The organism is Lachnospiraceae bacterium oral taxon 500, from assembly GCA_002999035.1.
In the GTDB taxonomy this organism is placed as follows: domain Bacteria; phylum Bacillota; class Clostridia; order Lachnospirales; family Vallitaleaceae; genus W11650.
On record CP027241.1, the window covers coordinates 3,065,806 to 3,085,140 of the forward strand.

General features: G+C 47.1%; 15 protein-coding genes. 1 reads left to right on the forward strand and 14 read right to left on the reverse strand.

Annotation, left to right across the window (positions count from 1 at the left end; all coding sequences use genetic code 11):
- Window positions 1-11: 11 nt before the first annotated feature.
- From C3V36_13990 to C3V36_14030, 9 genes are all read right to left on the reverse strand, one after another.
- Window positions 12-596, reverse strand: a complete 585-nt coding sequence (locus C3V36_13990) for a hypothetical protein (protein AVM70260.1) — start codon at window positions 594-596, stop codon at window positions 12-14.
- Between the two features lie 4 nt (window positions 597-600).
- Window positions 601-1,470, reverse strand: coding sequence for a hypothetical protein (locus tag C3V36_13995; protein AVM70261.1), 870 nt, complete (start codon window positions 1,468-1,470; stop codon window positions 601-603).
- Entirely contained in the window at window positions 1,427-5,017 is a 3,591-nt protein-coding gene (locus C3V36_14000) for a hypothetical protein (protein ID AVM70262.1), read from the reverse strand. Before C3V36_14000 ends, C3V36_13995 begins: the two co-directional genes overlap by 44 nt.
- Window positions 5,018-5,204: 187 nt before the next feature.
- Window positions 5,205-5,843 (reverse strand): hypothetical protein, encoded by a 639-nt coding sequence (locus C3V36_14005; protein AVM70263.1) that lies wholly within the window; start codon window positions 5,841-5,843, stop codon window positions 5,205-5,207.
- A gap of 539 nt (window positions 5,844-6,382) precedes the next feature.
- A complete protein-coding gene (locus tag C3V36_14010; GenBank protein ID AVM70264.1) occupies window positions 6,383-6,580 on the reverse strand; it encodes a hypothetical protein in 198 nt (65 codons plus the stop codon).
- 205 nt (window positions 6,581-6,785) lie between these two features.
- Window positions 6,786-8,372 (reverse strand): hypothetical protein, encoded by a 1,587-nt coding sequence (locus C3V36_14015; GenBank protein AVM70265.1) that lies wholly within the window; start codon window positions 8,370-8,372, stop codon window positions 6,786-6,788.
- A 3-nt stretch (window positions 8,373-8,375) separates the two neighbouring features.
- The gene (locus C3V36_14020; protein AVM70266.1) at window positions 8,376-9,254 is read right to left on the reverse strand and encodes a pilus assembly protein TadB; all 879 of its coding nucleotides are present in this window, start codon (window positions 9,252-9,254) and stop codon (window positions 8,376-8,378) included.
- Window positions 9,238-10,605, reverse strand: a complete 1,368-nt coding sequence (locus C3V36_14025; protein ID AVM70267.1) for a pilus assembly protein — start codon at window positions 10,603-10,605, stop codon at window positions 9,238-9,240. The genes C3V36_14020 and C3V36_14025 overlap by 17 nt, the downstream gene beginning before the upstream one ends.
- Window positions 10,606-10,613: 8 nt before the next feature.
- On the reverse strand, window positions 10,614-11,699 hold the full coding sequence (locus C3V36_14030; GenBank protein AVM70268.1) for a hypothetical protein: 1,086 nt from the start codon (window positions 11,697-11,699) through the stop codon (window positions 10,614-10,616).
- A 314-nt stretch (window positions 11,700-12,013) separates the two neighbouring features.
- Between C3V36_14030 and C3V36_14035 the strand changes: the two genes are divergently transcribed.
- The gene (locus C3V36_14035) at window positions 12,014-14,641 is read left to right on the forward strand and encodes a hypothetical protein (GenBank protein ID AVM70269.1); all 2,628 of its coding nucleotides are present in this window, start codon (window positions 12,014-12,016) and stop codon (window positions 14,639-14,641) included.
- 235 nt (window positions 14,642-14,876) lie between these two features.
- Here the strand turns inward: C3V36_14035 and C3V36_14040 are convergent, their stop codons facing one another.
- Genes C3V36_14040 through C3V36_14060 form a run of 5 tightly spaced genes read right to left on the reverse strand, consistent with a single transcriptional unit; the run spans window position 14,877 to window position 19,258 of the window.
- Window positions 14,877-16,067: a tRNA 4-thiouridine(8) synthase ThiI gene (locus C3V36_14040; protein ID AVM70270.1), complete on the reverse strand. Its 1,191-nt coding sequence runs from the start codon at window positions 16,065-16,067 to the stop codon at window positions 14,877-14,879.
- A gap of 20 nt (window positions 16,068-16,087) precedes the next feature.
- The gene (locus C3V36_14045; protein AVM70271.1) at window positions 16,088-17,236 is read right to left on the reverse strand and encodes a cysteine desulfurase NifS; all 1,149 of its coding nucleotides are present in this window, start codon (window positions 17,234-17,236) and stop codon (window positions 16,088-16,090) included.
- Window positions 17,237-17,245: 9 nt separating this feature from the next.
- Window positions 17,246-17,611, reverse strand: coding sequence for a two-component system response regulator (locus C3V36_14050; GenBank protein AVM70272.1), 366 nt, complete (start codon window positions 17,609-17,611; stop codon window positions 17,246-17,248).
- A complete protein-coding gene (locus C3V36_14055) occupies window positions 17,611-18,357 on the reverse strand; it encodes a 16S rRNA (uracil(1498)-N(3))-methyltransferase (protein ID AVM70273.1) in 747 nt (248 codons plus the stop codon). The genes C3V36_14050 and C3V36_14055 overlap by 1 nt, the downstream gene beginning before the upstream one ends.
- On the reverse strand, window positions 18,350-19,258 hold the full coding sequence (locus C3V36_14060) for a 50S ribosomal protein L11 methyltransferase (protein ID AVM70274.1): 909 nt from the start codon (window positions 19,256-19,258) through the stop codon (window positions 18,350-18,352). Before C3V36_14060 ends, C3V36_14055 begins: the two co-directional genes overlap by 8 nt.
- Between the last annotated feature and the right edge of the window lie 77 nt (window positions 19,259-19,335).

The following is a 19,335-nucleotide window of genomic DNA, read 5'->3' on the forward strand; positions in this document are numbered from 1 at the left end:
TCCTCCTCGTGCTAAAAACATAAATATATCAAGTATGCCGCTGCTAAAAAGGGAATAAACGGTACTTCCGTTTTGCGGGTAGCTTTGCGGCTGACCAGCAAAACCAATCCGACGGTGCCGACCAGTACCAGCGCCATCAGGACTATGACTCCGGCAGTTTGATATCCGCCCAAAAGACAAAGCAGCGGAATCGCAACCGCATCCCCATAGCCGATTGCCTGTTTACTGTACTTGGCCAGCAGGTAAAAAATACCAAATAAAACAACAGCCACCAAGGGATTAATCCAATCACCCTGCGCCAGATGCAGGATGATAACCGGCACCAAAAATACCGGATAAAGCTCCAGCGGCACTTCTTTTTTACGGATATCTTCGGTCACGCTGGCCAAAAACAGCGTCAGCATCCATAAATTACGGAGCCAAAAGGCATTAAAGCCAAACCGAAAATACAAATACAGTGCGGCTGCCAGATAAATGGCGACCGGAATCAGCCGCCATGCTATATGCGGCTTTTCTTCCGGATACAGCCATTTATCTACACCGGCTGCCAAAAGCAGGAGCAAGACCACTATTACCGCAATTACCACTCCATTCATACGTCTAATCTCCAATCCAGGCTCGCGCCGTCTTGCGAACAGTTCTTTCCATCTCAATTTCCGGCGCGATAAACAGCGGAATTGCTATTTTATATTTAACATTAACAGTCAACAGCCGGTCTAAGCCCGTACTCTTATCGGTATAGAGGATGCCGTTGTCGCCCATATCCACGGTCATTCGGCGAATTCGGTAACGGTCGGCGTTCGGTCCCATCCGGTGGCGAATCTCTTTGAGCATATAGCTGCTGATAAAATACTGCAGCCCCTTGGAAATTCCTTTGCTGACCAGACTCAGCCCCAGACCCTTCGGGTCGCTGGCCAGGTCTTTGACATTGCCGAAAATTTCGGTAATGTTCTGCTTGCTGTCTTTCAGCTTGCCCAAGGTGCCTTTAAACTGTCCCGTCAGCTCTTTCTTAAAGGGCAGCAGGCTTTTGATAATCGGTATGACCTTGCCATTTTTCCAGGCGCTGACCAAAGCTTTGCCGGCGTCGCCCAGGGAAAAAGATAAAATATCATCCTTGACCGCCGCCGCGTCCTCCGCCACCTGCTTACTTTTTTCAATCGTCGCCTCCAGCTTTTCACTGCTCTTTTTGGTGCGCTCGGCAATGACGTCGCCGATTTCAATCACGCCCATCTGATCCAGATAAAAGAACTTATTGCCAACGTCCTGAATGGCGGCGGCCGCCGCCGCGTCAATCAAGTCCTGAACATAATAGGACTGAATCATATAGGATAGGGTCAAAACCGCGAAAATATACACCGGCAGCACAACCGCCGCCTCCAGCGTCAAAGCGCCTCGATATTTCTTTTTCATATCCGCTCCTTTCCGCCTAATAACCGGCAACCGTGCGCAGTCGGAAATCCACTCTTTCATAATCGGATTCCTTGACCGTGATGGCCGACGATTGCTTTTTGGCGATTTGAATCAGCCTGGGCAGGAACAAATACGGCACATTAAACCCGATTTCAATCCTGACGCCGGCCATATATTCACTCAGCTGCTTGCCTTCCCGGAGCTGAACCAGATCCAGAATTCGGAACATTTTGTCATCTTCCTCGATGAAAATCAGGTACATCCGCAGATAATCCTCATAGCCCAGCTTAAAACCGGAAGAAGCCTTTTCGGTGGTAGAAACTTTTCCGTCTCCGCTTCCGATCGCCTCCGACAAAACGCTTTGAACATTATCATTGTAATACTTCTGTACCCCTTCCGCGCCCTGCTCTATCTTGGTGTTGAGGTAGCCGGTCACATCTTCCTTGACCTTTTCCTTTTGTTCGTTGATTTCCTGATTAATCGGGTCAAAGACGAGTTCATCCAATTTCTCTTCCATCTTTTTCCGAAGCTCCGCCTTTTTCTCATCCAGCAGCGATTTGATACCGCCGTCCTGCTTGATCGCTTTGAGAATCTGCGCCGCGCTTGGCATATCCTGCTCATTCAATGCATTCGCCAGTTTTTCGTTCACAATATCCATCAGCTTTGAGCCTAAATTGCCTTCCGCCGCGGTCTTAATCCCCAGCGCCACCTCGGTGTTCATCAGCTTACTAATGAAACCCTTATCAACCTTCTGAACCCATTTTGAGTTGCCCAGCTTTTCGGCTTGCGCCCGGGCTTTTTCAACATACACCAGATATTTGCCGACTACTGCTTCAACATAATTATCGAGTGACTTTTCCAAATCGCTGACCGCCGACTCAACCGCATGATACTTACTGGTTACAAATTCCTCAACTTCCTTGACCTTGAGCTTATCGCCGATCGCGTCCGTCATTTTATTCACTTGTTTGTCAATGTACTCTTTCGCGTGTTCTTCCAATCCCTTCACTTTTTCGGTGATATAGTCATCAACTGCGTTCGCGCCATTTTGAACCGCTTTTTGGGCCGCATTCGCCGCCGAACTGATGGCGGCCTCGGCAACGGTCTTGAGCAGTGTGGCAACCCCGGACGGAGCCAGCATAAATTCGCCGCTGCACTTTAAGAACGCTACTTTTTGCCCCAGCCGCAGAATAAAGACGTCAACCACCGATTCGGCAATGGCCCACAGGACACAAATAACAACATAAACCAGCGGATAAATCGGCGGGAAAATAGCGGTGATCGCCGTTGCCAGCGCACTGGCCAAACCGGTCGTCTCCGGATCGGTAAAAACATACAGCAGGTTTGGCAGCACCCGAAGCCCCATAATCTTCAGGGCAATGTCCTTATTGTTGTCCTTATCCGTTCTTTCGCCGGCAATAATATATTCGATTTCCGACTCTAACTTCAAATCCTCGGCCTTGGGATTCTCATTTTTATCCTGAAAGCGGAGATTAATCTGAGAACTGTATTCCCCCTTGCCGGTCACGCTCGAACGGAAAGCGGTCATGATATACTCATTGACATAAATCGTGCCCAGCGGATCATCGGTCAGCCGCTTAAAGCTCTCAACTATGTTTTTAATGGCGCTCAGCCAGCTTTTGGACGACTTGGCCGCCTTCTTGTTGCCCTTCGAGCTGCCGGTATTGGAATCAAGCGCTTCCTCATCAGGAGCCTCCGTGTCGTCTGCCTTGGAAAAACGCGCCTGCGAGGGCAGCGCCTTAAACTCCTTTTTGCTCAACTCTTTGTCGCTGCCGAAGGAAAACAGGTCTGAAAAAAACTGTTTGGCAATACCTAAGATTTTACCAAACGAACCGGAAGCCTTCTCGGAGCCTTTTTTCGCGTTTTCAACCGACTCGCCGACCCGAGTAAAGAGCTGCTCTTTAGTAAAATCAATATGCATGCTTTGGCAGTTTGCCAAATATTTTTGACGCGCATCCTGAAAATCTTTTTGAACATCCTCATCAAAAACCTCCGGCGGGAACCAAGTCTCCGGCCGCTTCCCACGAATTTTCTTAATCAGATCATCTCTCTGGACAAGCAGCGGGCTCATCGACTTCTTCTTACCGAGGTAATTGGGCATATTCTGGAGCGTCACCTGCTCAAGATCCCCGGCCGTCAGCTCATAATAATCAATCCCGCCGTACTCCGGACAGGCCGGCACACACAGAAGCGCGATCATATCGTCCAGCACTTCGATGTTGTAATCAAACTTAGCTTCGGCTTGTACCTTTTGCAGCTTCTCCCGCATCAGGGCAATCATTTCCAGCTTATCTTCCAGCATCGGCTCGGTCCTGGCGACATAATTGGCATCCTTTTCCTGGGAGCCGGCCAAATTGTCCTTTTCCTTCCGCACCTGCGCCTCGTAATCATTCAAGTATTTAGCCACATTCACCAGCTCATCTCTGGCTTTTATATTGGAGGCCTTCAGCCCCTGCAAAATCTTGTAATTTCTTTCGGTCAGGCGATAGCAGGTCTCCAGCCAGCGGGCGTCTTTATTCAGCCCAACGTTAAGATAATTAAGGGTCGTCATCAACTCCGTATCAATCGGCGTCGTCGGCTGCGCTTTTTCTTCCTCGGTCTGCGCCTCATAATACTCTGCATAATATTTGAGTAACTTCATTAAAGACAGTATCTCATCGGTACCGCCATATTCTTCATAATCAAACCTCGACAGCGACAGCATGTTCGCCAGTACCGGATAAGCCTCGTGAATACCAAGTTCTTTCAAAATATCCAGCTTGTCGTCCAGGCCTTCTTCCCCGGCCTTCTTTTTGTCTTCCAAGACTTCATAAAACCCCGCCAGCTCCCAGTCATGGGCACACACTAAGGCGGGCATGTCAAATATCTCGGTCATCTCATCCAGCCCGGCGTTCCAAACATGTATTTTGTCTGCTTTAAGCCAGTTTTTTTGAAAATGGGCGGCATAATTGTCAAGATCAAGATCGGCTAACGCGTCATGAAAAAGATTCCGATCCTTCATGTTAATATTGGGGGCATAAGGATTTTCGGCCGCGAAGTCAATCAGCGACCGAACAAAATAGCCGTTGGCGTCTTTGGGATTTTGGGCAATATACTTATAATCCGGCGCGTCATCCAAAAACGTCCAACCATGCACATAATAGCGGTATTCGTTGAGCGCGTCCAAAAAATCCGAGCCGCTCAGCTCCGTATCAACCCGATCGGTGAACTTATCGCCGCTGGAGGTGATGCTTTTGAACGAGCTGAACATGGAATAAATCTTGCTGACCGCAATCAGCGGCCCGCGGAACTTCATATATTCGAGGATTTGCTCCTTGATTTCGGACGCGTTCATATCAACGGCCGAAATCTTCTTATCGGCGCTGCCCAGGCTGCCCGCCTGAAAGTTTTCCTTGAGCAGAAAATTGGCTCTTTCCTGCAGCTTTTCGCTCGGCGCCATAAACAGGCCGTAATTGTCCTGAAACGATTTATCATACTTGGTAATCAGGGAATTGGCGGTGATTTCCATCGCCCGCTGCGCCTGTACCTTATACACATTCATTCTGGCAAAATCCAGAACCGACAGTCCGATCAATAAAACGGACATGAAGATTACTCCAAAGTAGAGAGTAAACGCTCCCTTCCTCTTTCTTCCCATGGCTGCACCTCATCTCTTTTTTTATCTCTATCTATAAAATCTGTAAATAATTTTGGGATTTGTGTTGCAAAGAGTTTTTCCTTCGACTGATTCGAAGGATTTCCTCAACCCTTTTATTTAAGCGAATTCTCTCCGATTAATTCAGCAGTTCCTTCAGCGACTCTTTTAAAGTATTTTTGACGCCGTCAATAATTTTGCCGCCGCCGACCAGCCGGACGGCATCTTTAATCAAACCAATGTTGCGGATCATCTCAGGCTGATCGGACACCGCCACTTTGGCTCTGGCCGTAATCAACACACCGTCCTGATTAATCCCCAGCACCCTTAAAATGGGAACGATCTCCCGCACCCGTTTCCGCCCGGTCACAATAATATAGGATGATAAAAACTCCGTTTCTTTGTTTACGCTCAGCTTGGAGCCATGCTTAAATATCATTCTGTTTTCTAATTTTTGGGTCGCATTTTCTTCGCCCGGCATATAATCGGCATAAAAGCGCCAATACATCGGGTATTTAAACTTTTTCTCAGCTAAATCCGTTTGCCAAGACTGCTTGTCCTGATAAAAATATTTATCGGTCTGATTGGCTTCTTTTGCCTTTTTGATATACTTGGCATTGGAATACTTGGCGACCGCTTCGGCGTAATTATGACAAAACGCCGACAAGGTTGTTTTTTCATAATGAATCAGCAGGAAATAAATCATCACCATGCTGACCGCCAGGACAATCGGCATCACGATTGCCGCTTCAATTGTAATACTCCCGCGTTTTTTCACTTTCGGCCTCCTCTATATCATAAGCAGCTTGTCTTTCTCTCTGCCGCTTTTATTTGACGAAACTTATGGCGCTATGCACTTATTGCGGCTGGGTAAACCACTCACTCCAGCTGACATAAAAGCCTGCGCCTGCTTCTGCCGGGCAAAATCAAATCCCATGCCCAGCCGCGCACAAAACCTGGATCTGCGCACAATGCCTGCGCTCCGCGCAAATGCCTACGCTCCGCGCACAAGGCCTACGCTCTGCGCACAAGGCCTACGCTCTGCGCACAATACCTACGCTCCGCGCACAAGGCCTACGCTCCGCGCACAAGGCCTGCGCTCCGCGCCGGCATAGGAACAATCTGCCGCAAAGCGGTAGATTGTTCCTATGCCTTACCTGACTGTTGTTTATGGATTTTGGCAAGCAAGCTTGCCGCATCCATAAACAACAGTCAGGGCTTTTGTGCCTTGGTTTTTATGCCTTGGCTTTTACCAACGTTATGCCAAGACGAAAGGCGATTTTTGAGCGCATTTTCGTTGTTTGCAATCCGCTTATTCTAATCGCTTCCTGCCGGCTTCGGAACGTCTGCTGCTTTTTCGCCTTGTTCAGTTAATCCTTTAATCAAATTATTGAACAATTTAATAATCGTATTTCTGAATGCGATTGCCATGGCCAGTAATACCACGATGATGATGATGATTTCGATGGTACCCAAACCTTCTTCTTCCTGCCAAAATCTCTTTAAACTCTCCATTTTTGCCACCTCCTTCCTTTATTTTTATCTCTCTATGACGCGGGTATCACACCCTTGATACGGGACGGCCCAGGCCTTCCCGCATGCCCTGCCAAAAGACGGATATCTTGCAAATTTCCTATCTTTTGACAATGATATCATTATATTAAAGCTCCTTCGGATGAAGTTGCTGTTAATATCAGTTTTCGAGCTTTACGCCCATCTGCTAAAAAGCCATCTGGAATATGGCCGGAGCCATAATCATAACAACAATGGCAATCAGCATAATCGCCAGCGGGAACATCATCTTGGTCGATGCCTGCGCCCCTTTTTCTTTGGCTAACTGCTTTTTCTTCTCCCAGGCTTCTTTGACCAGGCCGCTTAATGAACGGCTGATTTCTTTATCACCCTTGCGGATGGCCTGACCGATCAGCGAAGAAAACTTCATAATATTGGATAACCGAACCCGGCGACCGAAGTTTTCAAAAGCATCGACATCCGAGATACCTTGTTGAATCTCCTGACGCAGAGTAACCAATTCTTGATACAAAGGATGACTTTGCTTTTCCGGATCATTGATCAGCGCCGACTGAATCGCCTGATCCAAAGCGCCGTAAACCGAACTGCCGCAGTTTAAAAGCAGCACGAACTTATCAATAAAAATCGGGAATTCCATTTCAATCTCGGCTTTGCGTTCTTTTATCTGCCGGGTTAACTCCTGATCGTAGGCAAAATAAACGACAATCGCAATCCCGAAGAATAAAGCAAAATACTGAATGGCTTTGCTCCCATTGTCTTCAGGCGCATCACCGGTATCTTCAAACCATTGCATCTTAACATCCTTTTCAGCGTCCTCACCCGGGAAAACGACCTTATCCTTTTCCACATAACGGGTCTTGGCATTAATATCGCCGCTGGCTTCACTGATTGCTCTGGCTCTTAATTCGGCGTCGGTGTACTCCATCGGCAAAATATAGATTTCCTTTTCCATTTCGCCTAATTTTTCGTCACCGTAATAAAACTCCACTTTCACTTTTTCCGTCTTGCCGTCCTTGGGGCGCTCTGACGAACGCATTTCACCGTCAATATAAAATACGCTGCCGTCCTCCGTATCCCAGTCCAGCCGCAAACCGGCCTGTTTATCATACTCGTAAAAGTCCATTGAGGTCGTGACCGCTCCCCAGTCCTTATTTTTTCCCAGCGGCTTGGTTTCAGCGTTTTGCTTGGCAATCGCCAGTGCTTCTTTCAGTTCTTCGCGAGTCGGTTCCTGCCGCGGGATAGCAATCTTGACTTTGGCATCGGTTTGGTTGTTTTCCGCCTTTTTGTCTTTTGCCGCTGCTTCCGGTTTTTCGTTCTCCGCTACGACCTGATAGGTAAGTTCTTTATCGCCCTCCAAAAACTTGGGCCTTTCCATTTCCGTAACTACAACCGGATCCGGTGCTTCCCCCGCCGTCAACCCCTGTACCGCTGCCATCAATCCGATCAGAGAAGCCGCGCCAATCAGCAACGCCAACAATGTCAGCTTATGAATATAAAAGAGCCGAACCTTGTTTTCCACTTCCCGCGGACCGCTCATCTGTCCATAAATCTGCCGGGCTTTCTCGACCTGCCGGGGCGCCAGTTCCAAATGCTTTTCCTTTAAAATATTGTAGCCCCAGTAAGCCCCCATATACATCATATCCCGAAGTGGGAACTCTTTTTTGTTTAAAACGGCGTAACCGGTACCATACTGCTTTTTCCCCGCCAATAATAAAATCAGAACAAACAGCAAACAAGGCAACGAAATCGCAATCGTAATCAAGTTCATCAGCATACCCTACACCTCGATTCTCATAATTTTCTGCGAAACCAGATAAGCGATTCCCAGCAGAATCAAAACTACCGTAATTACTACCCGGCCCATAATATTGGTGAATAAGGGATCCATATAATCGCCGGCGCTCAGGGAAAGTCCGCCCATAATCAAAAACGGCATGACGTTCATAACCTTGGCCTCAAACTTTTTCTCGGCTACCATGACTTCAATTTCCCGTTTAATCTCAATTTTTTCCACAATCGTATTGATTGTACTTTTGATGATCTCCGCCTGTTTACCGCCGGTGTTCATACTCATTACAAAAACATCGGTAAAATTGGCAACATCCTCTAAACCGCTGCGGTCGGAAAAATTGCGGAGAACATCTTCCACTTTTTCGTTAAATTGAATTTTCTGCCGCATCCGGTCAAACTCTTTGATAATGTCATGATCACCTTCAAAATAAAGGCGTTCCAGTTCGTCCTTGGCACCAATCACAGCATTGGTCGGAGAGGTACCGGCCGAAATCGAAGTATAAATGACCGCCAGCGCGTCTTTGAACTCTAACTGCAGCTTGCTTTTCCGTTTTTCCATCAGTTGTTTCCGCTTCACCGTCGGATAGGCCAGACCCAGGAGCGAGACCGCTAAAGCCAAAATAATGCTGCGGTAAAAAAGATACCCGACCAGGAACAAAAACAATCCCGCCATCAGCGAGTAGCGGATTCTTTCGATGACAGTCATATGATACTCATTATAGTTAACATCTATTTCCGCCGCTCTTTCTTTCGCCTTTTGCTTGCTCTCAATCAGCCCTAAGAAGAACAAAGCCACTATTATAATTCCGACCACAATAATAACTATGATGTTCATATAATACCCTCCCTTATATATCCAGCTCATAGCCTGCCATTTGCAGTTTCAGCCGGCTTTGCAGTTTATTACCTGTCCGCTGCAGTCTCCCCTTGACTTTCTTTTTATCCTCTGACGGCTCTTCTTCAAACCGGAACAATGGGTTTAACTCAATCTGCTTGGTTTGGACATTATAACCAAGCACTTCACAGATTTCCAAGGTTTTACGGCTTTTATCCCGCAGCCGCCCCAAATGAATCACAATGTCCAGCGCCGATGCAATTTGCTGACGAATTGCTTCCAAAGGCAACTCCACACCCATCAAAACCATTGTTTCCAAACGGCTCATCATATCGTGGACAGAGTTGGCGTGACCGGTTGACAACGAACCATCATGACCGGTATTCATGGCTTGCAGCATATCCAGCGCCTCTTCACCACGAACTTCACCGACAACAACCCGATCCGGCCGCATCCGCAGAGAGGCTTTAATCAGTTCCCGAATCGGAATATCCAGACCGGCTTCTCTGTTGGCGCTTTTTCTGGCTTCCAGTCGTACCAGGTTGGTGATCCCGTTAATTCTAAGCTCGGCGGCATCCTCAATCGTAATAATTCTTTCATCTTTGGGAATGAAGTTGGACAACATATTTAAAAAGGTAGTTTTACCCGAACCGGTACCGCCGGATACGAAAATATTATAGCGCGCCGCCACCAGTACTTTTAAAATCTCCGCCACTTCTTCGGTAATCGAACCCCAGCGGATTAAGTCTTCTACCATCAGCGGCTTATCCGGGAATTTCCGAATTGTTAAAATCGGTCCGTTTAAAGCAACCGGCGGAAATACCGCATTAACCCGCGAACCGTCAGCCAGTCTGGCATCCACAATCGGTGAGGACTGGTTGATTTCCCGGTTGACACTTTCAACAATCTTACGAATAATTCTTTCCAGCTCTTTGCTGTTGTCAAAACGTATGTCCAGTTCCACAATCCGGCCGGCACGTTCCACTAAAATCGGGGCGGTACCGTTGACCATGACTTCGGTTACGGTTTTATCTTCCAGAATCGGCTGCAAAATACCAAGGCCTCTGGTGATATTAATCAGTTCTTCGATTATATTCTTTTTCTGCTGTAAGCTGTAATCCAGTCCCCGATACTGCAAATACCGATACACAATGTCCTGCACCTGCCGCCGGTATTTTTCGTCTTTTTTCTTCTCAATATATTCCGGATTGTTCAGCCAGTGCTCCGGCAGTCCTTTTTCCCTGTCAACAGCAATCTCGGCAGAAACATCAATCTCTAATCCGGCCAAAGTTTCAACAATCTGACGTTTTAAGTTTTCGCGTAATTCACTATATTCTTTTTCTGCCTGTCTTTCCGCCTGTTTTGCCGCTTGCTCGTCCATTTACCGCCCTACCTTTCCATAACCGAATAGATAAAGTTCCTCATCCGACCGGCAATCCCCGAATCCATCGGGAAAACAACTTCTTCCCCGGCCACCGCTTTCATCTGCGGATCATAACCCAATTCACAAAAAGCCTTGAAACTGCTTGGGTCAATCCCGGACTGGGATGCGCTGTGCTTGGCGGAATTAACCACTCCGTAAAGTTCAAGCTGCTCCGGGTAACGACGGCAAAAATACTTCATCCCTTTTTCAAACATCAGCCCTTCCATATAGCCTTTGGCACCGATGCAAAAGACATAATCGCTTTGCTCAATCCAATGCCGCCGGAAAAAAACCTCCGCAATCGATAAATCCAAAACTACATATTCATAGTCCGTTTCTTTTTGCAGCAGTTCCAAAAACTTTTGCCAATCCTCGGTTTCAACCGCCGCTTTATCTTCCGGTGATTCCAAACCAATCAAATAGTGAAGATTGGTCTGTGGGTTTTTCGCGGTTAATTGATTCAGTTCATAGCGGATTGCCGCCGTCATATCCGCCCCGGTAAAGAGTTGCTCCAAAGAACCGGTCGCCTCCGCCGCGCCGTAGAGCAGCCGCCGGTCATTAAAGTCCTCCAGCGGAATAAACAGTACCCGCTTGCCCATTTCCGCCAAAATATTGGCCGTCAAAAGTGCAATACTGGTCTTGCCGCTCCCGCCGGTCGGCGAGAAAAAGCTGACTACTTTCGTCTTTTTCTGATCGCGGGAAACGGAAATTAAGTTTTGAGTTTTGGCATAAAGACTTATCACCTCACGGTAAATTTCATCCAAAGCCACTAATTTACTTACTTTATAAAAATCTTGATATTCAGCGGGAATTACGCCGGCATACAATAATACCACCACATGCGCCGCCAGTTGTTCTTTTAATACCGCATAATTCTCCGGCGTGGTCAGCACCATCTTGTAATTGGCTAATTGCTGTTTGGACATAGCCTGACAACCTGCCGCACCCGTCACCACATCAACATTCGTCAAAGCGTCCTGCGCCTGAAAATATTGCTGCAAGTTTTGAGCAAACCGCAAGTTTTCGTCTATTAATAAAATGCTTTTATTCATAGCAACAACTCCTCTCCCTCTTTAATTGTTATCAGATATGATTTATGATTTGATCTTCTTTTTTTCTCTCTCTATTTTCTGCATGGGCATTCTTTCACCCATCCATGTTTAGATGAATTTTAACATTTTTTGACAGAAAAGTCAATAAAAAGTGAAATTTTATTTGAATTATACTGTAGGATTACAATATCAGTATCCCGAACAAGAAATCACTTTCCTCCGCAGCATGAGAAAAAGAAATCCTGATGCCGGAAAAGTAAGACAGATTATATTATGAAATTGTATGCTGTTAGCATACCACATTAAAAAAACAGATGTTACTATATCTTGGAGAATCGTTTTATATTTTTTATAATATTAAAGTTTTTTCCTGTTTTACTGAACTTTCAATGGAGGTGTTGCAAATGAAAAAGCGAGTATTATCAAGCGTTCTCCTATTTTCTGCGGTTCTGTTCTTCTTATCTGTCCGCATTCAGGCACAGCCGCTTTTTAGCGATGTGAAAGGGCATCCCTGTCAAGCCGTAATTCAAAAATGGCAAGCCAGCGGAATCATTCAAGGCTATAATGGCCGCTTTCGGCCCGATGACCGGATAACCCGTGCTGAATTTGCGGTTTTACTCAATCGCCTTGTTGGTTACTCTCCGCAAGCGGGTATCCGTTTTCGTGATATCACTTCGGAGCACTGGTATACCCATGATATGCTCAGTCTTGCTTCTGCAAAAATATTAAGCGGTATGGACGGCAAGGCGGAGCCGGATAAGCCTATCCTCCAAAGTCAAGCCCGGCAAATGCTGGACAAGGCCCTGTCCATAGAAACAAAAACCACAACCGAGGATAACTCTCACTATATAACCAGAGCCGAAACGATTCAATTGCTGGATCAAATGATTTCCCAGGTTTACCACAAAAAAGGCGAATATACGGGGATCATCCATGGCAATGTCATTGTCCGAACCAAGGATATCTCTCTTAAAAACATGGAAATCAACGGAAATCTCTATATCATGGAAGGGGTCAATGAGGGGGATGTTGATTTGGATCATGTCAAAATCAACGGCAAGCTCTTTGTTCGCGGCGGCGGAAAAAACTCCATTCATATCAGCAATTGTGAAATCAATGAGCTGGTCAGCACCAAAGACAAGGTTCGCATTGTTTTGGCAAACGGTACGACCATCACTTTTTTACGTTCCCAGTTAAAAGACGGCATTCTTGAGCTTGGGGATTCCAAAGTTAAGAATCTGACGATTCTTGGTGATGGCATGCAAATAAAATTAAGCGGACATTCGACCATTACTGCTTTAAATATCGAAGCCAATCAAGTGAACATTGAGGGGGCAAAAACCGCCTTGATTCACCAGGCCAATTTAAAGGGGCAAGCCAATATCACCGGTCAGCTCACTATCAACCAGGCTCTGATTACCAAAAACGGATCGCATCTTGAAAATCCGCCGCTGGAATATCAACTGGGATATGGCGTCAGCGTTCAAATCGGCGACACTGTAACGACGGTATCCAAAATAAATGAGCCTGACTCTGCCGATAGCTCTTATACTCCGCTTCCTTCCTCGGAAGAAGAGGTGCTGCTGACTCATTCCATTGCGGATAAGTCAAATATTCCTTATAAGACCGGTTTTGAGGATTTAAATTTGCCGGCCGAAGCTTTGTTCACTTCCAATAAGAGCAATCGCCTGACTGTCAATTTAGCTTGGCAAAAAAATGATTATGATCCTCTGACCATCGGCAGACAAAGTATTAAAGCCAAAGTCAGTGCTGCGAGCGGAATCCTGCCGCACTGGGTACCGGCTGAAATTCAAATCGCAGTGACCGTCATTGCACCGCCGCTTCCGCAAGCCCTTAAAGTAAGGGATTATGCCGCCGGTGTAATTGAGGCGCTCAATCTATATCGTGGAATTGGTGCTAATTATATTCTGCAAATATATAATCAAAATAACACGAAAATGAGTTATGCCACTTTAAAAGAAATGAATGCCCAACTGAAAGTCGAAGAAATTGAAGGGGTTACTGCTAACATTAAAGTTCCGGCAAATGAGCAGGATGATATTCTTTTACTGATACAGGTGCCTGCCGATTATGTTCCATCCGAATTTCAGCTTAATATCACCTGTAACTATGATTTTTTGGGCGGCGGTACGCTTACAAAATCAATTCCTGTCCATGTTGCTAATGCTCCGCTAACTCTTTATCCGCCAACAAATTTCGTAGTTCACACCGATATTGCTGCCGAAGAAGTTGCCAAAGGAAGATTATATATCAGCTATACCGAACCTGAGGATCTTACCGGTTTAAAATATTATCGCTGCGGTTTTAAAGAGATGGAGACAGAAAAGGAGTTCCCCTTGAGTTTTGTCTTTCTTCCGCTCGTAGCCGGTGAAACATCCTATCAAGACTTTGATCCCGATGTTCAATCTTTTTCAGGTGAGCTTGACCCGACAAAAGATTATCTCCTGACTCTCACGTCCATCGGTAAAAAGCCTGATGCCACCGCCGGTGTCACTGACACCAGCAAACAATTCCGATTCCAGGAAGATACCGATTTTCAAAATATTATTTTTGAAAAATCAACTTGGTCACTGAATATTGAAAGCAATCATGTTTATTTATGGCTGGAATCATTAGACTATCACTATGAAGGGCAAGCGCAGCTGCCGGAAAAAGAATGTTTTTTCATAGACGTTCGCTACAAGGATTCCCATTTCCATGGTGATTGTGCTTTCTTTGAAAACGGGAGATTAAAAGAATCGCAGCCCTTAATCCTGAAAGGCTCCGAAGAAATGGATTTCTCCGATCCTGCTGCCTTTGAAATCAGTTTCCGGCGAGTTCACCCCTTGCAAAAGATTGATGACGACCCGGATATCTATTTGTATCGGTACAGCCATGAGCGCCTCATCCCTTCGGCAAACTGCGAAATTCAACTTCCTTAGCTTTTATATTCCATCCTGTCAAAGCTTTTTGCATAAAATCCGCTGACAGAGAGGAATTTACAACTCGGCTTTTGAATTCTCTGCCAAATTTTAAAGGGGCTGCTGCAAAACAACCCCTTGGTTCACCTGAACCGTAATAAAAAAGGATACCTTCCGGCTTTGCGCTTTAACGCAAAATAACGGAACAGGTATCCTTTTTCTACTGTATCGTTTCGCCTTTGTATCAGAAAAAACTCTACTTCTCCCCTTTCGGGTAAATCGCAATAACCTCTGCTTCGGCAATCGCCTTGTCAATCTTTTCGGCCATGCCGTCCAAGTTTTTCTCCGATCGTTCAATCCGCTCCAGCACGGGCTTGGTCACCGGATGCTTGGCCACAAAAATGGTGCAGCAGTCCTCATACGGCAGAATCGAGGTTTCAAATGTACCGATTTGCTCGGCAATCTTAATGATATCGGTTTTATCAAAGGCAATCAAAGGCCGAAAAACCGGAAGCTTCGTAGCAGCGTTGGTCACACTCAAACTTTGAATGGTTTGGCTCGCCACCTGACCGACGCTTTCACCGGTGACAATGGCAATGCTGCCGGTTTGTTCGGCAATTTTTTCAGTAATCACCATCATAATCCGGCGCATAATAATGGTCAGTTCCTCATGCGGACATTTTTCATAAATATCCAGCTGAATATCGGTAAACGGCACCACATAAAGCTTGAGCCTCCCGGTATACTCCGAAAAAATCCGGGCCAGCTCCACCACCTTATCCTTCGCCCTTTCACTGGTATACGGCGGCGAGTGAAAATAAACGGCGTTCAGCTCAACGCCGCGCTTGGCAATCATATAGGCCGCTACCGGACTGTCAATCCCGCCGGACAGCATCAAAGTCGCTTTACCGCTACATCCAATCGGCAGTCCGCCCAAGCCCTCCGCCATTTTGGAATAAATATAGGTATGCCCCCGCAGCTCAACATAAATCCGTTCCTGGGGCCGGTGAACGTCCACTTTCAAATCCGGGAACTCCGCTAAAAGCTCCGACCCTAATTTAGCGGCCACTTCCATGGAATTATAAGGAAAGGACTTATCTGCTCTCTTGGCTTCCACTTTAAACGTAAAGTTTTTCTGCGGAAAAGTTGTCCGCACATATTCCTTGATATTTTCCGCCAAGGCCGCATAATCGCCCCGGTCATAAACCTTAACCTCACCGACCTGCAAAATACCAAATACCTTTTGGATCGCTGCAATAATCCGGTCAGCCGGAACGTCCTGCGACTGACTTTCGACAAACAGCCGCCCCTGATCCTTTGACACCGTAAACTCGCCCAACTTATCCAGCTTCCACTGAATCCGGTCGCGCAGCTGATTGATAAATAAATACCGGTTTTTCCCTTTAATGGCAATCTCGCCATATTTCACTAAAAATGCCGTGCGCATAGTTTCTCCTTTATATCCTCTTACTTGCGAACAAAACGCCGCAGCTGCCGAACTTTTTGGCTGATTAGCCCGGCTGCCTGCAAAACATCCGCTTCCTCCGTCTGGTAGCCTAAACTGATACGAATACTGCCTTCCGGATAAGGCGCACCAAGCGCGGCAATCACATGGGATACCCGATTTTTGCGGGACTGACAGGCCGAACCGGTACTGACATAAACGCCCTCTTCCTCCAGCGCATGCAGCAGCACTTCCGCCCGGATATCAGGAAAACCCAGGTTAAAGATATACGGACTGGACTGCGCCAGCGGCGTATTCAGCACAAAATCCGTTTCCGCCGCGGTGAGCGCCTGCAAAAAGCTCTGCCGCAGCGCCGCCGTCCGCCGATAATTTTCGTCCAGCCGCTCGGCTGCCAGTGTCGCCGCTACCTCAAACGCCCGCACTGCCGGATAATTTTCCGTACCCGGCCGCAAACCGGCTTGATGCCTGCCGCCGAAAAAGAGTGGCTCTAACTTTGTTCCCTTTTTAACATATAAAACGCCAATCCCCTTGGGAGCGCCGATTTTATGCCCGCCTAGGGAAATCAAATCCATTTGCTCCGGCTGCGGCAGCTTAATCTTGCCGAATGCCTGCACCCAATCGGAATGAAACAGCGTTTTGGGATTCCTATCTTTAACAGCCGCGGCCGCAGCCGCTATATCCTGACAGACACCGGTTTCATTATTGACCGCCATCACGCTGACTAAAATTGTTTCCGGCCTGACCTTAGCAGCCAGCTCCGCCAAATCAATCCTTCCCTCGCGGCTAACCGGCAGAAATTCGACGGCAAAGCCTTCTTTTTCTAACTGCCGCACCGCTTCCAAAACCGAAGGATGCTCAATCGCCGTCGTCAAAATATGCCCGCCGCTGCGGCGGTTTGCTCTGGCCGCACCTAACACCGCTAAATTATTGGATTCGGTTCCACCAGAGGTAAAAAAAATCTCGGAAGCAGATACTCCCAAGATTGCCGCCAGGCGTTCCCGGCTGCCGGTGATTTTTTTCTCGACCGCATAACCTTTGTTATGGAGCGAGGACGGATTGGCATAATCCTGCCGGTATGCCTGATCCGCTTCCGCCAGCGCCTCAGCCAAAACCGGCATGGTCGCGGCATTGTCTAAATAAACCTCTCTCATGGCTGCGCCTTATTTGCCGAGAGCGTTTTCAATCGCTTCAATAACTCTCGGTTTTTGGAACGGCTTAACCACAAAATCCTTGGCTCCGGCTTTGATGGCGTCAACGACCATCGCCTGCTGCCCCATGGCTGAGCACATAATTACCTTCACCTGTGGGCAAACCTCCATAATTTTTGGCAGCGCTTCCACGCCGTCCATAACCGGCATGGTAATATCCAGCGTAATCACATCCGGCTGCAGTTCCTTAGCCTTTTGAATTGCTTCTTCTCCGTTGCCGGCTTCACCGACTACTTCCATTCCTTCTTCTTCCAGCATTTTTCTTAATACCGTTCTCATAAAAACGGCGTCATCTACAATCACTACCTTTGTTGCCATTACGTATCCTCCTCAATCATAATTGAAAGCATGGCCAAAAATACCATGCCGGCAGTTTCCGTTCTCAGTATCCTTTTGCCCAGAGTAACCATCCGATGATTTGTTAACTGCGTCAGGCTTTGTGTTTCTTCCGGTGAAAAGCCGCCCTCCGGGCCAATCATACAGCCCACCCGCGTCGCCCTTTTCACCGCTCCGAGTGCCTTTCTGGTCGCGGCGATTCCCTCAGCCGCTTCATGCGGCACAAAAAAATCCTGATATTGCGCCGCTGCCGTCAGCGCCTGCCGAAAAGAAATCGGCTGATGTACCACCGGTACGATATCCCGACCGGACTGCTTCGCCGCGCTTTCGGCAATCTTATTCCAGCGTTCTGTTTTTTTGGCGGCCGTTTTCGCATCCAGCTTCGAAACACTGCGTTTCATGGCAACCGGATAAATATCGGAAACGCCTAACTCGACGCATTTCTGAATAATCCATTCCATTTTTTCCTGCTTGGGCAAACCTTGAAACAAGCTGACCGAAACCGGCAATTCCACAAAGCTCCGCTGAATATCCTTAATCCGGCAAATAATTTCAGCGTCACTGCTTTCTTCTATTATACAATAATAGTCCGTCCCTTGTCCATCTTTTATCAAAATTTCCTGCCCGTTTTTTAAGCGCAGCACATGCCGCACATGATGGCAGTTTTCACCTGTCAGGCAAATGGTTTCCTCGCCGATTTGTTCCGGCTCCGCAAAAAACTTATGCATGCGCCGCCACCATCCGCCACTCGCCCTTTTCGGTTGTTTCTATGACCGTCAGCCCCGCCTCCGTCAAAGCACGCTGAACCATATCTGTTTTATCGGCAATAATCCCGGAAGTAATGAAGATTCCCTGCGGATTTAAAAATTTTTTTACATCTTTGGCCAAAAGACAAATCACATCCGCTAAAATATTGGCAACAACAATATCGTATGTTCCGCTCACGCCATCTGTCAGATTACCGGCTCTGACCTGGACCCGGCGGCTGACATCGTTATAATCTACATTTTCCCTAGCGACCTTAACGGCATTTTCATCTAAATCTATCGCTAACACTTCAGCCGCGCCTAATTTGGCCGCAGCAATCGCCAAAATCCCCGAACCCGTACCGACATCCAGCACATGATTGCCGGTTTTGCCGTATTTTTCCAGCGCCTGCAGGCAAAGCTCCGTCGTTTCATGCGTACCGGAGCCGAAAGCCATGCCCGGATCCAGCCCGATATTAATGGCATAGCCTTCATCCGGCTGCTCCCAAATCGGATAAATATAAATACGCTCGCCGGCCGCAAAGCCATGATAATACTGCTTCCAGTTATTGGCCCAATCCTCGTCCCGAACCGTCTCCTGCGCAAACACTATTTTTTCACCCAAAAAAGCATGGAGAAATGCTTTGATTTCCTCCGCTTTGGCTGCACTGTCCTCCGGCAGATAAAAATCAACCGGAATCTCCTCCTGCTTTTGATTCCATTCTTCCGGCAAAATATCAACAAACATCGCCTGGCAGTCCGCCTCGGTCAGGGAATATTCGCCGACCTCTATTCCCTGCAAATAAGGAATATCCGTCAGTACCGCCGTTACAATATCCAGTTTTTCCGCCGGAACAGCTACCGTATACTTAATCCAGTTCATATTTATTCTCTTTCTGTCAATTCTCAGCTAATGCGCAGGCAAATGAAACAAACAAATAATCAAACTTGATATGCCCT